This window comes from Myxococcus hansupus (genome assembly GCF_000280925.3).
Lineage (GTDB): Bacteria > Myxococcota > Myxococcia > Myxococcales > Myxococcaceae > Myxococcus > Myxococcus hansupus.
This window is the reverse complement of record NZ_CP012109.1, coordinates 6636574-6651490: the sequence shown is the minus strand read 5'-3', so window position 1 is coordinate 6651490 and position 14917 is coordinate 6636574. Positions and strand designations below refer to the sequence as shown.

Here is a 14917-nt window from a genome sequence, read left to right as displayed (position 1 = left end):
ACGGGCTGTCGCGTGTCTCGGTTCCTCGACCCGTTTCCTTGCTGGGAGAACTCCGATGGCAGACATCACCCACCGCACCGTCAAGACGAATGGCATCGACCTCCACCTCGCGGAGGCGGGGAAGGGCCCCCTCGTGCTGCTGCTGCATGGCTGGCCAGAGTCCTGGTACTCGTGGCGCCATCAGCTCCAGGCGCTCGCGGAGGCGGGCTACCACGCGGTGGCGCCGGACATTCGTGGCTATGGCCGCAGTGACAAGCCGGAGGCCCTCGAGGCGTACAGCATGAAGCACCTGGTCGACGACGCGGTGGGCGTGCTCGACGCGCTTGGCGAGCAGACCGCGGTGGTCGTCGGCCACGATTGGGGTTCGGCCATGGCCTGGACCTGCGCCGTCCTCCGCCCCGACCGCTTCCGCGCGGTGGTGGGCATGAGCGTCCCTCACCTGGGGCGTGCTCCCAGGCCGCCCACGCAAATCTTCCAGCACGTGTTTGGCGAGAAGTGGTTCTACATCCTCTACTTCCAGACGCCCGGTGTCGCCGAGGCGGAGTTCGAAGCCGACGTCGCCAGGACGGTCCGGGCGATTTTCGCGGGCACTCCTGGCTTCGACTCGGCGAATCCCGCCGTGCAGGGGAAGAAGAAGGGAGACGGGTACCTCACGGGCCTGGAGGTGCCCACGACGTTGCCGTCCTGGCTCACGGAGGAGGACCTCGCGTACTTCGCGAACGAATTCTCCCGAAGCGGGTTTCGGGGCAGCCTCAACCGTTACCGCAACATGGACCGTGACTGGCACGAGCTTCCCGAGCTGGCGACGGCCGTCATCCAGCAGCCCGCGCTCTTCCTCATCGGAGAGAAGGACCCTACGCGCGCCTTCGCTCCCGTGGATGCGATGAAGACCCTGGTGCCGAACCTGCGGGACCTGCGCGTCCTGCCGGGCGCGGGACACTGGATTCAGCAGGAGCGCGCCGCCGAGGTGAACGCCGCGCTGCTGTCCTTCCTGAAGGCGTTGCCTGCCTGACGTCCGTCGGAAGGCTGTGCTGCTCCTGGCGCGTCTCCACTGTGCCGCAAAGTCTTGCATCCGGTGGAGGCGCGGTGGAGATGCGCTATAGGTGAGCGCCTTCGGACCGGAGGCTGCGCCCATGGTGATTTCGGGGAAGTGCCACTGCGGGAATCTGGCGTTCACGCTCGTGTGGGAGCCCAGCCCTGAAGAGATTCCCGCTCGGGCGTGTGGCTGCTCGTTCTGCCTCGAGCATGGGGGCGTGTGGACGGCGTATCCCGCGGGGGCCCTCGAGGTCGTGGTCCAGGACCCGGCGCTCGTCTCCCGGTATGCCTTCGAAACCCGGACGGCGGAGTTCCACACCTGCTCCCGGTGCGGCGTCGTACCCGTGGTGACGAGCCGCATCGATGACCGCCTCTACGCGGTGGTGAACGTGAATGCCTTCGACGGAGTCGACCCTTCGCGGATTCGCCGCGGCTCGGGCACCTTCGACGGTGAAGACGTGGCGACGCGGCTCGCGCGCCGGAAGCGCAACTGGATCGCCAACGTGGCGTTCGTTGAACGGCCGTCCTGAGCGCGGGGCGGAGTATGGTGTCGCCCATGCGCGGCGCGTCTGGCGGTGGAACGAAGCTTCTCGCGGGGGTCGGGGTCGCGGCGGCGGTGGGCTACCTGCTGGCGTTGGATGGGGCCGGCCAGGACGTCCGGGTGGTCACCAAGGCTTTGCCCATGCTCTGCCTGCTCGCGTGGCAGTGGCCCGCGAAGGGACGTTACGCGCGGTGGATTTTCGCGGGACTGGCGCTGTCGCTGCTGGGGGACGTCCTGCTGGATTTGGGGCCGGGGCTGTTCCTTCCGGGCCTGGGCGCGTTCCTGCTGGCCCACGTGAGTTACGCCGTCGCGTACGTCTCCCAGACGCGTCGGCCGTGCTGGGGACGGGCGCTCCCCTTCGGACTCCTGGCCGTGGGAGCCAGCGTGCTGCTGAGGCCCTTCCTGGGGGACCTGACGCTCCCGGTGATTGCCTATGTCATCGTCATCTGCACGATGACGTGGCGCGCGTCGGCCCTGTGGGGGAGCCCGGCGTTGGGGCGGCGGGCCCAGCGCTTCGCGCTCGCGGGGGCGTTGATGTTCGCCGTCAGTGATGGCGTGTTGGCCATCCGGCTCTTCGTGAGCCCGCTGCCGGGGTCGAACTACGCCGTCATGCTGCTGTACTGGAGCGCGCAGTTTTGCATCGCCGCCTCGGTTCATGCGGCGGGAACTGTTGACCGCACGGCGTCTCAATCCGTCGCGCTACAGCGCTCGTGAAGTTTGCCAGCGCGGAGAAACAAATCGAAACATTGGATTTCGGGGGGAGCCTGAGCGCTCCGTATACTCCCGCGCTCTCTGTTTGAACCGCTGGAGGTTCCCATGATTCGAATCATGTCGATGGTGGCGTTGTGCGCGTTGGGACTCACGGCCTGCGGTACGGAGGTGGCGGAGGCCCCGGACGCGCTGGAGAGCAGCAGCCAGGGGTTGGCCTGTGAGTACGGCACGTGGGACTGCCCGAGCAATGAAGTCTGTGCCTTCTTCCCTGGCGGCATGGACGGGCTCTGTCGTCCGGCGTGTGTCAACGGTGCGTGCGCGAACTCGGGTCAGCGGTGCTGTACGCAGCCCAGCGGGCAGCCGTATTGCCACAGCCGTTGTCTGTGATGGCGCGTTGAACGGGAGCGGGTCAGGACCGTGACCCGCCCTGTTCCTCCCATGTCCGCGCCGTGTTCCCGTGGCGCAATCTCAGGGCGACGGTCCGTGGGCGACAGCCTATCCTGACGCCATGGCGAACCCTCTCAAAGAGACCCTCCTCGGACAGCTCGACATCGCGTGGGCGCTCACGAGTTACCACTTGGACGGCTTGACCACCGAGGACTGCCTGCGCCGGCCGGGGCGCGTCGGGCTGCACGTCCACCCGGGAGAGGACGGACTGTGGCGCGCGGAGTGGCCCGAGCACGAGGGGTACGACCTGGGGCCCGCAAGCGTCGCGTGGCTGACCTGGCACCTCGGCTTCTGGTGGTCCATGGTGCACAACCACTCGTTTGGAGATGCGAGCCTGACGCGCGAACAGGTGCGCTGGCCCGGCACCGCCGACGAAGTCCGGGCCTGGGTTGCGCGCTGCCACGCCGACTGGCGCGCCGAGGTGGAGCGGCTCGGTGACGAGGACCTCCGTTCAACGGAGCGGACGCGCTGGCCCCTGCAGGGCAAGCCGTTTGGCGACATCGTCGCCTGGGTCAACCTGGAGCTGATGAAGAACGCCTCGGAAATCGGCTACGCGCGCTTCGTCCTGGCCGTGGCACCTACACGTGGGACGGGTGTGTGATTCCTGTCATCGCGCGCCCGCGAGGCTGAAAGGGAGACTTTATTGGCGATGCGCCAATAGTATGGGGCCATGGGTCTCCCCGTGCGTGCCGCGCTGCTGCAATCCGCGAAGGGTCCTTTCGTCATCGACGAGGTGGAACTCGAACCCCCGAGGGCCGGTGAGCTGCGGGTCCGGGTGGCGGCGAGCGGCATCTGCCACACGGACTTGACGTACCGCGCGGGCGCCGCCCGCTTCCCGTTCCCCGCCGTGCTCGGGCACGAAGGGGCCGGGTGGGTGGAGTCGGTGGGCGAGGGCGTGACGGACTTCGCGCCGGGGGACGCCGTGGTCCTCAGTTATTTCGCCTGCCGGGCCTGCAGCCCCTGCGAGCGGGGGCATCCAGCCTATTGCCAGCGCGGGGCCGTGGCGAACCTGTCGGGGGCCCGGCCCGATGGCTCTTTGCCCATGCGCTGGCGTGGGGAGCCGGTGCGCTCGAGCTTCTTCCACCAGTCCTCCTTCGCCACGCACGTCCTCGCGCACCAGCACAACGCGGTGAAGGTGGACGCCGCGGCGCCGCTGGCCCTCTTCGCGCCGCTGGGCTGCGGGTTCCAGACGGGGGCGGGCGCGGTGCTGGAGGCCTTCAAGGTTCAATCCGGCCAGCAGCTCGCGGTCTTTGGCGCGGGCGCGGTGGGGCTGGCGGCCATCATGGCGGCGCGGGTCGCGGGGGCGGCGCGCATCGTCGCGGTGGACCTCAGCGAGGCACGGCTGGAGCTCGCGCGCGAGCTGGGCGCCACGGACACCTTCCTCGCGAGCGAGCCCGGCCTCATTCAAACCCTGCTCAAGCGCACCCGGGGCGGCGTGGACTACGCGTTGGAGTGCGTGGGCTCGCCCACGGTGCTTCGTCAGGCGTTCGACGTGACGCGGCCCCTGGGGACCTGTGGGCTCCTGGGGCTGCCAGAGCGCGAGGGGACGGAGGTGTCCTTGTCGATGCTGGGGGTGCTCTCCGGGAAGCGGCTCATGGGCATCCTGGAAGGCGACGCCGACCCGAAGACCTTCATCCCCAGGATGATTGCGCTGCACGCCGAAGGGCGGTTCCCCGTGGAGAAGCTGAGCCGTCCCTACGCCTTCGAGGCCATCAACGAAGCGGTGCGCGACATGGAGTCGCGCGCGGTCATCAAACCCGTGTTGTGCATGAATGGAGGCGTTGAATCATGACCTGGGATGAGGTGATGGAGTCGGGGCGCATCCGTGTCGAAGACGCGCTGGCGTTGTTCGACAGTCTGCCCACGGTGGACCTCGCCTTCATGCGCGGGACGTGGAAGGGCGCCGAGCTTCAGACAGGGCATCCGATGGACGGCATGCTCGGCGCGACCGGCTGGTACGGAAAGCAGTTCCTCGACGCGGAGCGCGTGCACCCGCTGCTCTTCTTCACCGAGGACCGTGCGTCGGTGTTCCCGGTGAACCCTCGCAAGTGGCCCTCGCCAGCCCTGCGGGGCCCCGCGGGCGCGTACCGGGCGGACGTGGAGACCTCGGACTACAAGGCGCGTCTGCGCATGACGGAGTACCGCGGCAAGGTGAGCGCGACGATGATTTACGACGACTGGCCCACGCTCGACGTCTTCCGCAAGGGGGACGACGCCACGGTGCTGGGGGTGATGGACGCGCGGGGCATGGCGGCGCCGTACTTCTTCGTGCTCCGTCGTGACACGCAGGCCCCGGTCCTGGCCCGGAGGCCGGCCGCCCCCTGAGGCGCGGACCGGGGCTACGGCTTCGGGGCGTCCACGATTTCGACGTTGCGGAAGTCCTCGCACGCTTCCTTGAGGCCCAGCACGTACTTCAGGGAGCGCCACTCCAGCGTCACTTTGGACCAGAGCTTGCGGAGCAGGTTGGGCCGCACGGCCTCGAGCGGCGCCAGGGGGAAGGCGTTGAGGTCCAGGTAGTGCGTGGCCGTCCGTCCCATGCCCTCGAAGTCATGTTCGAGCCCCAGCGTGCGCTGGCGCAGCTCCGGCGCGAGCCGTTGGTGCACCACGTCGGTCATCAGCACGTACTCGGTGACGGGGACGTCGTTCTTCAGCATCCGGTGCACGAGGATGACGTCCACGCCCGCCAGCTCCGTGAGGTGCTTCACCCGTTGGAAGGCGACTTCCCCCGTGTGGGCCACGAACTTGAGCGTCAGCGCGCTGGCCTGCATGCAGCCGTCACACTTGCACATCCGGTCCACGTCGAACTGCTCGCGCCGGGAGAGGAACGCGCGGCGGATGTTCGAGACCTGCTGGGCCAGGGTGGGGAAGTCCTCCCCCACGGCATAGAAGAACGCGGCGTCGCCTTCCAGCTTGGCGAGCTTGAGCGGGCCCGCGGCGTCAATGACGGCCTCGAGCAACTGCGCCACCGTCTCCTGTGCGTGCGCCAGGCTGAAGCGGTGATGGCTCATGAAGCGGGTGTATCCGCCGATATCCGCGATGAGCAGAAGGGCCTTCTGGATCGCCATGCGGCCGCCACCGTAACACGCTCACCGGCGGGACGGAGGGGTTCACCGACGCCACCGCCCCCTGGCAGATGCGCGCCCCAGGGACGTTTCAGGGCTGGCTGGCTCGGGCGAATGCGCGCGCCGGGCCAGGGGCTGAAGGCATGAAACCGGGTGGTAGGCTCCACGACATGATTCACCGGCGGGCTCCCGCTCCCTCCTTCTGGGCGCTGCAACTGGGCGGCTGGGGGCTCTATGCGCTCCTGCTCATCGTCACCTTCATGCCCATTGCCTCCGCGGGGGACGGGGAGCTGCGGCTCGTTCTGGCCAAGGGCTCGCGCGCCCTGTACGGGCTGTGCCTCACCAGTGTGATGCGGCTGTGCTACCGGCCCTTCTTTCCGGGCTCCTTCCGCCGCCAGGCCATGGGCTCGCTGCTCATGAGCGCCCTCTTCGGGGGGCTCTGGATGGCCATCGCGGAGGTCTGGGCGAGCTGGTTCTATGCGGGGACGTACCACTGGATGGACCATCGCCGGAGCTTCCCCCGCTACGCGCTCGACTACGCCGTGACGCTGCTGGGGTGGAGCGGCCTGTACTTTGGCATCAAACACGCCCGGGCCTGGCAGCGGGAGCGGGAGCGGGCGCTCCGGGCGGACACGCTCGCGCAGGAGGCGCGGCTGGCCTCCTTGCGGCACCAGATGCACCCGCACTTCCTCTTCAACGCGCTCACCTCCGTCCGGGCCCTGATTGGCGAGGACCCCGTCCGGGCGCGCCGCATGGTGACGGAGATGGCGGACTTCCTGCGCTTCTCGCTTCAAAAGGGGGACGCGCCCCGCGTGCCGCTGGAGGAGGAGCTTTCGATGGTGCGCAGCTACCTCGCCATCGAGTCGGTGCGCTTCGAGGAGAAGCTGGAGGTGTCCCTGACGGTGATGCCGGGCACCGAGCGGCTCACCGTCCCGGCGTTCCTCATCCAGCCCCTGGTGGACAACGCGGTGAAGCATGGGCTGGCCTCGGGGCCGCTGCCGGTGCGAGTCCAAGTCGACGTGCGCCGCGAACAGGACGTCCTCCGCATTCATGTCGCCAACTCGGGGCGCTGGGCACCGCCGTCGCGGACGCCGGAGCCGCAGGGGACGGGCACGGGGCTGCGCAATGTGCGCGAGCGGCTGGCGCACCTCTACGCGGAACGGGCGGACCTGAAGTTCGAGGAGAAGGACGGCTGGGTCCACATCACCATCGACATTCCCGCCGAAGCCTGGACGCCCATCATCACCGAGGATTCCCATGACGTCGCCGCTGCGCGCCTTGCTGGTCGATGACGAAAGGCTGGCCCGGGTGGAGCTGCGCGAGCTGTTGGCGCCCCATCCCCAGGTGCAGGTCGTGGGCGAGGCGGATGGCGTGGCCGCCGCGCTCGCGCAAATCGAAGCCCTGCGCCCCTCGCTCCTGTTCCTGGACGTGCAGATGCCAGGGGAGGGGGGCTTCGAGCTGTTGGCCCAGCTCCGCGAGTGCCCTTTCGATGTCGTCTTCGTGACGGCCTACGACGCCCATGCGCTGCGCGCCTTCGAGGTCAACGCGCTGGACTACCTGTTGAAGCCGGTGCATCCAGAGCGGCTCGCGCGCACGCTGGCGAGGCTCACGGTCCGGGAGCAGGGAACGCCCGAGCCCACGCAGGGGCCGGTCCGACAGAAACTCGTCGAAGGGGACATGCTCTTCCTGGAGAACGGCGCGCGCTCCCGCTTCGTTCGGGTGGACCAGATTGTCTGTCTGTGTGGCGCAGGGGATTACGCGGAGGTCGTCACGGCGGATGGCGTGCGCACACTCTCGCCCCGGCCCTTGAAGGAGTGGGAGCAGCGGCTTCCGGCGCGCACCTTCGCGCGCATCCACCGCTCCGCCCTGGTGAACCTCACCTATGTCGAACGCGTGGACCGGGGGCTGGGCGGTGGTGGCGAGGTCATCGTTCGCGGCGTTCCGGAGCCCCTCCCGCTCAGCCGCGGCCATGCCTCGGCGCTGCGCGAGCGGTTCGGTTGACCGCGGCACGGCGGGACCCACTTCAGGGGGGGACGGGTGTCGGATGGTGCCCGGTAGGCGTCGCCTGACGGGCGCTCGAGCAGGTCCTGGGGTGCCAGGGATTGGCGTGCCATTCTCTGTCGCGCCCCGCGCACGACCCAGGGGCGCCACGTGATGATTGTCATCATCCAGGGTCGCTTCTGCCCGGGGTGCAGCCGACGTGACACCGGGCGTCCTTGTTGGGGGCCAAGGAATGTGTCGCCTTGGCGCCCTGCGCGCAATGACAAGACATGGACGCATGCACGGCTCGGAGTGCGACGCAGGTGTAATGAAACAGGCAGGTCGCACGGAGTGTGGTCAGGAGTCATCACGTTGCTCTGATTGTCATGGGGCGGGCTGGTGTTGAGGGGAAAATGCGTGTTACGGTTTTTCCGTGAGCCGGTGTTTCATTGGATGACCGTTTCACGTCTCTCCCCAGATTGAGGTCCCCATGCGTTCAGTGCGGTTGATGCGCCGTTGGTCGACAGTCGGTGCGATGTCGTTGCTGGTCGGTTGCGGTCCGGAAGTCGTCGAGCCGCAGGACAAGGACGTGACGCCGGCCACTGTCGAGCAGGACATTATTGGTGGCTCCAACACCACCATCGAGCAGAACCCCTGGCAGGTGACGCTCCAGAGCGGCACGTTCCACTTCTGTGGTGGCTCCATCCTGACCCCGGACTGGATTCTCACCGCGGCGCACTGCGTGGTGGACGGCGCGCCGAGCCGCGTCCTGGCGGGAAGCGCCGACCGGCAGGTGGCTGTCCAGTCGCGCGGTGTTTCGCGGGTCATCCTCTATCCGGGTTATGTGGACGCGAACCAGGGAAAGGACATCGCCCTGCTGCGTCTGTCTTCGCCGCTGACCCTGAATGGCACGACCGTCCAGCGCATCGGCATCGTCTCCGCGGCGGATGCCTCGAGTGGCGCCACGAGCGCGGGCGTCGTCGCGAAGGTGACGGGCTGGGGGACGACCTCCACCTCGTCGTCGCCCAGAATCTTGCAGACGGTCGATGTCAACCTGGTCACCAACGCGTACGCACAGGGCCAGTATCCCCGTGAGACGATTGGCGCTGACCAGCTTGGCGCCGCCTCGCCTGGCAAGGACGCGTGCCAGGGCGACAGCGGTGGTCCGCTCTCCGTCGTCCACAACGGCGCCGTCAAGCTCGCGGGTGTCGTGAGCTGGGGTTACGGCTGCGCCGACGCGCGCTACCCGGGCATGTACGCGCGGGTGTCGGAGTTCGAGTCCTGGATTGTCAGCCACGTGGGGACCCTGCCGGCGCCACTGCCGCCCCCGGCGGGGCCGCCGCCGGCGACCGTCCTGCTGGAGCAGGCCAACGTGACGGGCAACGCCGGCACGTGGACCAACTACACCATCACCGTCCCGGCGGGCGCGACCTCGCTCACCGTGACGACGACCGGTGGTACGGGTGACGCGGACCTCTATGTGAAGCGGACCTCGCGGCCGACGACGTCCTCGTACGACTGCCGTCCCTACCAGGGAGGCAACGCCGAGACCTGCACCTTCACCAACCCCACGGCCGGAACCTGGTACGTGTCCGTGCACGCGTACGCGCGCTTCACGGGCCTCACCGTGAAGGCGGTCTCGCAGTAGCCAGCGGGCCTGTCGGATGAGTCCCTCGCCCCCTGTCACCCTTCGGGAGACAGGGGGCTTTGTCTTATGGAGGGCTCATCCAGGGCCTACTCCACCCAGTGCTGCACCGACAGGACGCGGTAGTCCGACGCCGTGTCGATGTAGAAGTTGATGACGATGCCCGCCCACGGGCCCTTGCGGTAGTAGACATCGCAGCCCTTGAACGTGCGATTCGCGGTGTTCGCCTGGAGCTCCGCGATGCCCGCGGTGACGACGTTCGGGGAGATGGTGCCGTTGCGCTCGGCGTAGCCGACGGTGCTCCGCACCTGGTTGACGACCTCGGCGCCCGTGGCCAGGTGGGACCGGGTGGTCCACGTGCCGGTGGTGGGGTAGAGGCTCGGGTCGATACCGAAGCACGTTCCGCCCGTGAGCACGCCGCTGCTGCCATGCGCGCCCCCCAGGATGGACTCGGCGCTGAAGTTCTGGCTCAGCCGCGAGGTCCAGTTCGATTCAGGCTGCGCGTTGACGACGGCGAAGAGCTCCGACAGCGCGTACCCCATGTTGGCCGCGTTGCGCAGGCTCCGCAGGCTCGCCGAGCCGATGCCGGACGTCGCGGAGATGGCCTGGGCGGACGTGAAGGGGCGCGTGTTGAGGAGGTTGTACGCGCCCGTCCAGGCATTGGGCAGGATGGCGTGCAGGGAGCTCGCCCCCACGGTGTTGACGAGGGTGACCAGGGCGGCCCCGTCATCCACGGAGAGGGCGACTTCGTCCAGGATGCCCAGGCAACTGCTGGTGATGAAGCCCTGGGCGCGAGCGCCGCCTTCAAGCTGCGTCAGGCGCGTCGCGCCGACGGTGCTGACCGAGGCGACCTGCGCCATCGTCGTGAAGGCCGACGCCGAGCGGGCGGCCACGAGGTTGTTGACGACGTTGTTGGGGACGTACGAGCCGAGCGTCGCGGCGGACGCGGTGTTCAGGAACGTGAGGATGCCCTGACACTCGGGCGCAACGTCCACGTCCGAGGTGGTGAGCGGCGCCTGCTGCTGCTCCAGGGAAGGGGAGGGCGTTTCGGATTCAGCGGGCCCACAGCCAATCAGCATGCTGGTGGAGAGAAGGGCGGAAACGAGACGACGCATCGAGGACTCCTCTGGGGGGACTGCGAGGGACAGGTCACCCATACACCAGGCTCCTGACTCGCGGTTCATCCTCGAAATCGGCAGAATCACGTGTTTACAAGAATGTCATCGAAGAGGCTGTCCATGCCTGACGCACGTACCATCTTGTCGGACCTTCGCACCTGGCATCCGAGGCTTCCCCACCACCTGGCCGGGCCGCTCGAGGGCCCCACGGCGACAGGTGATGCGCTGCTGTATGGCGTGTCGGGCTACGCCGATGAGACGTTGTTTCTCTACGGCTACTGTGTGGGCGAGGAGGAGCACTGCTTCTTCTACGACACCCCTTGGGACGAGCTTCATCGCGCCCTGGGGGGCGGACATCCTCCCGAGTGGTACGACGGGCTGGAGATGCCGTGCCCCTTCCGGGTGCGCTACGCCGTCGCGGCGCCGTCGCGGCACGAGATTCTCGACGCACCGCTGAGTGAAATGATGACCCGGCCGCTCCGGTACGTGGGGACGCGGCCCGCCGTGCCCCGGCTGCTCACCGCGGGGGCGGAAGCGGTGCTGCGCGACATCGAGGACTGGGAGCCGAGGCTGCGCTACCTCCGGCGCGGTCACCTCCTGGAGTCCGGCGACGCACCCAAGGCCGATGCTTGGACGCAGGCGGTCGCCCGGTTCGGTGGGCTTGTCGGGCATGGGGACGCCACCTTCGCTCATTATCGCTACGAGGCGGGCGGGCGCGCCCATGTGTTCGCGGTGAAGTGCCAGCCGCCCCTCGCCAGGATGACCCCCAGCGACCACGCCCCCTTTACCTCCCGGAAGCAACGTCGGGAACATCTGGCGTTGGCACGCCGGCAGGAGCAGGGCTTCCGGCTGCTGGAGCCCGGCCAATTGCTCCAGGTGAAGTTCAATCCGGCGGACCCTGGCGCGCATGTGCTGGGCCCGGTGCTGACCCCGGCGGGGCCCCAGCCATTCGAGCTGGCCCCGGGCGTCGTGGCGCACCAGCTCGAACCTGTCGAGGTGCCCCGGCGGCGCGCTGCCTGACATTCGTGTCCTGCTCCTCGGGGCGCCCTGCATGACATGCCTGTCGTGCGGTTGCGTGAAATCCGGGCGCACCGATAATTCCTGAGAGTGTTTGCCCATGGGTACGGCATGTGCAGACCGGCCGGCGCATGACTCGAATCATGGTGGCGGTGTTGCTCATTGCGTCGGCAAGCCATGCGCGAAGCGTGGATGCGCCCGTGGCGCCACGCGCGTCTGGCGCGGAGCGTGCCCGGTTCGCTCTGTGGACGGCTTCGCTCATGGACTACTCACTGCTCCTGGTGATGCCGGTGCTGGGGTTGCCGCCTTCGGTGACGGTGCCGATGGGCATGAACGTGCGCTTGTCGGAGGCGACGGATGGCGTCTTCGAACTGAGGCCCATGTTCTCTCACGTCCGGTGCCACCATTCGCATTGGGGCGAGAAGGATCGCTGCGGCACCATGAAGGCCCTTCGGGCCACCGTCGGGCTGGCATGGACGCCGGTGCCCGGGGCGAGGGGGGGCGGCTTCTTCCTGCAGCCCAAGCTCAGCGGCATGGTGACACACCACGCTGCGGGCGGGACGGAGCTCCCAGGGGCTCCAGGTGGTAGGCGAACGGAGACCGGCGGGCAGGTCTCCGCGGGCTTCGACGTCGGGTATCGCAAGACGGCTTCGGGCTCGCGGTCCTTCCTCGCACCCGTATTGGGCGTTGGCGTGGGCTATAGCTTGAACCAGCAGCGCAACCGGGTGGACCCCGGGTTCTTCTTCGCGAGGCAGCAGGGCGATGGCTGGAAGGACCAGTTCATCGTGGATGTGAATCTGGACATCCTGCGCTTTGGCGCGACGTTCAACTAACGCGCGGGTGTCTCGGCGCTCGCCCGCGCCAGGTCGCATTCCTCGCAGGCCGCGCTGGGCGGGCAAAGAAAGACGAGCGGCTCCGCGCGGAGTCGCTCCACCGCGACGCGCACGAGGTCGCGTGCATCGCACAGCCATGCGTCCGCATGGCCCACCTTGCCTTCACGTGCGAGCCCCTGTGCGGCGAGCCACCCGCCCGCGAGCTGGAAGTTCCGGCAGCAGTGGTCCGTCTCGGCGATGTCCACGGTCTGCACGACGCCGTCCACCTCGACGACGGAGGGGTGGGTGACGGAGTAGGGAACCTGCGCCAGGGCCTCCGCGAGGTGGAGCGTGGTGTTCTCGCCCTGCGTCACGCCGAGCAGCAGCACCTGCCCGCCCAGCGCATGGGCATGGCCCACCGGGCTTTCAGGGCCGTGCGGCGGAGACAGGGGCTGTGGCTGGCAGATGACCTCTGCCTGTGGACCCGCGGCGGCGAAGGATCCGCCGGGATGCGTGCTCCGCACGACGCCGGGCTGTCGCCAGAACGTCTCCGCGGTGATGCCCATGCCCTCGGTGGGCGTGCGCTTGGGGTCGAACACGCTCTCTCCGTCGGTCATGGTGGGCATGACCAGGGTGCCCTCGCCACCGAGCGCTTCGCGCAGGGCGCGAATCAGCCCGAGGGTACCGCCTTCGACCGGCCGCACCGCCTTGAAGGAGGTGTGCACCACGAGGACGCCGCCTTCGCGCACGCCGAGGCTTCGGAGTTGCTCCACCATCCTCGACACGGTGACTTCGCTCATGGGGCGGTTATCGCGCGGCCGTGCGCTCCTCGCAAACGCTCACGCGGGAAGGGGTGTTAGAAGAGGCGCATGACGAACCGGTCAGATGCAGTCGAGCGATTCCTGAGGGAGCTCGAACACTCCCGGAAGGACGAAGTCGAAAGCCTGAGGAGCGCCATTCTCGCGGCCCATTCCGGCATCTCCGAGCGCATCAAATGGAATGCTCCGAGCTTCTGCTTCAAGGGCGATGACCGGGTGACCTTCAAGCTGAAGCCTCGGGACTGCGTCCAGCTCATCTTCCACCGAGGTGCGAAGGTGAAGAGCGCCGGCGGCTTCTCCTTCGAGGACCGCAGCGGGTTGTTGACCTGGGCGGCGGAGGACCGGGCGGTCGTCACGCTTCGAGACATGAAGGACGTGACGGCGAAGCAGGCGGCGCTGGTCCAGGTGGTCGTCCACTGGATGGAGGCGACCTCCGCGTAGAGGACTGTCGAGCGAAAGGCCCCGGTGGCGCCGAGGATGCGCACTGCCGGGCTGCGCGCCAATCACGGGCGCCCGGTGCTCACCCGGGCGGTGGGCCTGGGACGAAGCCGCCTGTGCGCGAGGTGCGGGTGTTCGGATGGCTTGCAGGCTGAGAACTGCGGTGGTGGGCTCTCATGCCATGCGGCCTTTCGAATCGATTTCCGCGAACCTGCTCGTGGGTCTCCGCCTGTTCGAACATGAGCCGCTTGGCCCGCCAGAGGCGCGGCGATATGGCGCCAGGCGGCGCATCCCTGTCCCTCCGGGCCTGCGCGAGCTGAGCCAGCACGTTGACGGGACCGAAGGCGTTGGACGCGTCGTGGACGGTGCCTGGCTCATGGGGAAGGAGCGGGACCTGGTGGAGCTGTGGCTCCAGTCGTTGAGCTTCAACTGCTGTCATTTCCAACTGGGATTGGAAATCACGGTCGGCGGCAGGTCCTGGACGGAGCGGTGCGTCGACCATTTCTGGCACGTGGCCAGTTGGTTCGAGGCCGCGGCGTCGTTGCTGGCGCGGGGTGAGCACGCGTCGGTGGGCGCCATCGTCTGGGAGCAGTCGTCCAGGGTCTTCGACCGGAATGGCTCAGCAGTCAGGATGTTCGACCATGGCGTCGTGGAGGGGTTGTCCAGGGGCGTGCCGTGCCTTGACGCATGTCTGGGGAAACGGCCATGCGGGGCACCCATTCTTGTTCCTTGGGAATCTGAAGCGCTTTGCCTCCAGGCGTTGAGGCTTTGAGAGCGAGAAGGTGACGCTGTGCACCGTGTCCGCCGGGAAGTCGGAGTTCACTGGCCGGTTCTGCACGGAATGTCTTGGTATTGTTTTGTTTGAGCAAAGCTCAGGGGCAGACACTGGAACTCCTGACGTCGAAATGAGACCTAATCCTCAGGAAGCCGGGGAATCGCGGCTTCCTTGTCTGGAATAGGCCTGGAGGGTTTCATGAAAACGGTCAGTGGGTATTTGTGCGCGCTTGCGGCGGGCGTGGTGCTGTCGGTGGGCTGTGGTCCCTCCGGCGAAGCAGAGCCCGCGACGCTCCCCGAAGAGGGCGGAACCTCGCAGGAGGCGCCTCCGCAGGATGATGTCGAAGGCGCCGCCATCTGCTGCAACGTCAAATGCAGCGGGACCTGGCACGGCCCGTTCCCCAACGTGAGCTACGACATCTGCGGGAAGTTCGGCCGGTACTACTGCGGTCAGCGCAATCAGACGTATCAGGCCAACGCCTGGCGGAAGTGCTGATTGTCTTGAATTCTTGAGGGGGA

17 protein-coding genes are annotated in these 14917 nt (G+C 67.9%); 14 read left to right on the top strand and 3 right to left on the bottom strand.

From position 1 onward, the window contains the following. The first annotated feature begins 55 nt into the window (after positions 1 to 55). The 7 genes from A176_RS25900 (at position 56) to A176_RS25870 (ending at position 5059) form a co-directional block, all read left to right on the top strand. Positions 56 to 1012 (top strand): alpha/beta fold hydrolase, encoded by a 957-nt coding sequence (locus A176_RS25900; protein WP_002639296.1) that lies wholly within the window; start codon positions 56 to 58, stop codon positions 1010 to 1012. Between the two features lie 91 nt (positions 1013 to 1103). After that, positions 1104 to 1565: a GFA family protein gene (locus A176_RS40215; protein WP_002639295.1), complete on the top strand. Its 462-nt coding sequence runs from the start codon at positions 1104 to 1106 to the stop codon at positions 1563 to 1565. A gap of 26 nt (positions 1566 to 1591) precedes the next feature. After that, positions 1592 to 2290: a lysoplasmalogenase gene (locus A176_RS25890; protein ID WP_049872469.1), complete on the top strand. Its 699-nt coding sequence runs from the start codon at positions 1592 to 1594 to the stop codon at positions 2288 to 2290. Between the two features lie 102 nt (positions 2291 to 2392). Next, complete coding sequence (locus A176_RS25885) at positions 2393 to 2674, top strand: hypothetical protein (protein ID WP_002639293.1); 282 nt, start codon at positions 2393 to 2395, stop codon at positions 2672 to 2674. 121 nt (positions 2675 to 2795) lie between these two features. Beyond that, the gene (locus A176_RS25880) at positions 2796 to 3335 is read left to right on the top strand and encodes a DinB family protein (RefSeq protein ID WP_044889420.1); all 540 of its coding nucleotides are present in this window, start codon (positions 2796 to 2798) and stop codon (positions 3333 to 3335) included. Between the two features lie 69 nt (positions 3336 to 3404). Beyond that, complete coding sequence (locus A176_RS25875) at positions 3405 to 4526, top strand: NAD(P)-dependent alcohol dehydrogenase (protein WP_002639291.1); 1122 nt, start codon at positions 3405 to 3407, stop codon at positions 4524 to 4526. Next, positions 4523 to 5059 carry a DUF4334 domain-containing protein gene (locus A176_RS25870; RefSeq protein WP_002639290.1) on the top strand — a complete coding sequence of 179 codons (537 nt, stop codon included), beginning with the start codon at positions 4523 to 4525 and terminating at the stop codon, positions 5057 to 5059. Before A176_RS25875 ends, A176_RS25870 begins: the two co-directional genes overlap by 4 nt. A gap of 14 nt (positions 5060 to 5073) precedes the next feature. Here A176_RS25870 and A176_RS25865 read toward each other — a convergent pair whose 3' ends face one another. Next, positions 5074 to 5799 carry a DUF2652 domain-containing protein gene (locus A176_RS25865; RefSeq protein WP_002639289.1) on the bottom strand — a complete coding sequence of 242 codons (726 nt, stop codon included), beginning with the start codon at positions 5797 to 5799 and terminating at the stop codon, positions 5074 to 5076. Between the two features lie 167 nt (positions 5800 to 5966). Between A176_RS25865 and A176_RS25860 the strand changes: the two genes are divergently transcribed. From A176_RS25860 to A176_RS25850, 3 genes are all read left to right on the top strand, one after another. Further along, entirely contained in the window at positions 5967 to 7088 is a 1122-nt protein-coding gene (locus A176_RS25860; RefSeq protein WP_002639288.1) for a sensor histidine kinase, read from the top strand. Further along, positions 7054 to 7797, top strand: coding sequence for a LytR/AlgR family response regulator transcription factor (locus A176_RS25855; RefSeq protein ID WP_002639287.1), 744 nt, complete (start codon positions 7054 to 7056; stop codon positions 7795 to 7797). Before A176_RS25860 ends, A176_RS25855 begins: the two co-directional genes overlap by 35 nt. A gap of 469 nt (positions 7798 to 8266) precedes the next feature. Continuing rightward, positions 8267 to 9424 (top strand): trypsin-like serine protease, encoded by a 1158-nt coding sequence (locus A176_RS25850; protein WP_021781047.1) that lies wholly within the window; start codon positions 8267 to 8269, stop codon positions 9422 to 9424. Positions 9425 to 9510: 86 nt separating this feature from the next. Here A176_RS25850 and A176_RS25845 read toward each other — a convergent pair whose 3' ends face one another. Next, complete coding sequence (locus tag A176_RS25845) at positions 9511 to 10536, bottom strand: hypothetical protein (RefSeq protein WP_002639285.1); 1026 nt, start codon at positions 10534 to 10536, stop codon at positions 9511 to 9513. A 123-nt stretch (positions 10537 to 10659) separates the two neighbouring features. Here A176_RS25845 and A176_RS25840 point away from each other — a divergent pair, with 123 nt between their 5' ends. Beyond that, on the top strand, positions 10660 to 11559 hold the full coding sequence (locus A176_RS25840) for a hypothetical protein (protein WP_002639284.1): 900 nt from the start codon (positions 10660 to 10662) through the stop codon (positions 11557 to 11559). A gap of 128 nt (positions 11560 to 11687) precedes the next feature. After that, positions 11688 to 12389 carry a hypothetical protein gene (locus tag A176_RS25835; protein WP_226993988.1) on the top strand — a complete coding sequence of 234 codons (702 nt, stop codon included), beginning with the start codon at positions 11688 to 11690 and terminating at the stop codon, positions 12387 to 12389. Here the strand turns inward: A176_RS25835 and A176_RS25830 are convergent. Beyond that, entirely contained in the window at positions 12386 to 13168 is a 783-nt protein-coding gene (locus tag A176_RS25830) for an AAC(3) family N-acetyltransferase (RefSeq protein WP_002639282.1), read from the bottom strand. The genes A176_RS25835 and A176_RS25830 overlap by 4 nt on opposite strands. 69 nt (positions 13169 to 13237) lie before the next feature. On the opposite strand from A176_RS25830, the gene A176_RS25825 reads away from it, so the two are divergent. Then, on the top strand, positions 13238 to 13627 hold the full coding sequence (locus A176_RS25825; protein WP_002639281.1) for a DUF1801 domain-containing protein: 390 nt from the start codon (positions 13238 to 13240) through the stop codon (positions 13625 to 13627). 970 nt (positions 13628 to 14597) lie between these two features. Continuing rightward, positions 14598 to 14894 (top strand): hypothetical protein, encoded by a 297-nt coding sequence (locus A176_RS25815; protein WP_002639279.1) that lies wholly within the window; start codon positions 14598 to 14600, stop codon positions 14892 to 14894. The last annotated feature ends 23 nt before the right edge of the window (positions 14895 to 14917 follow it).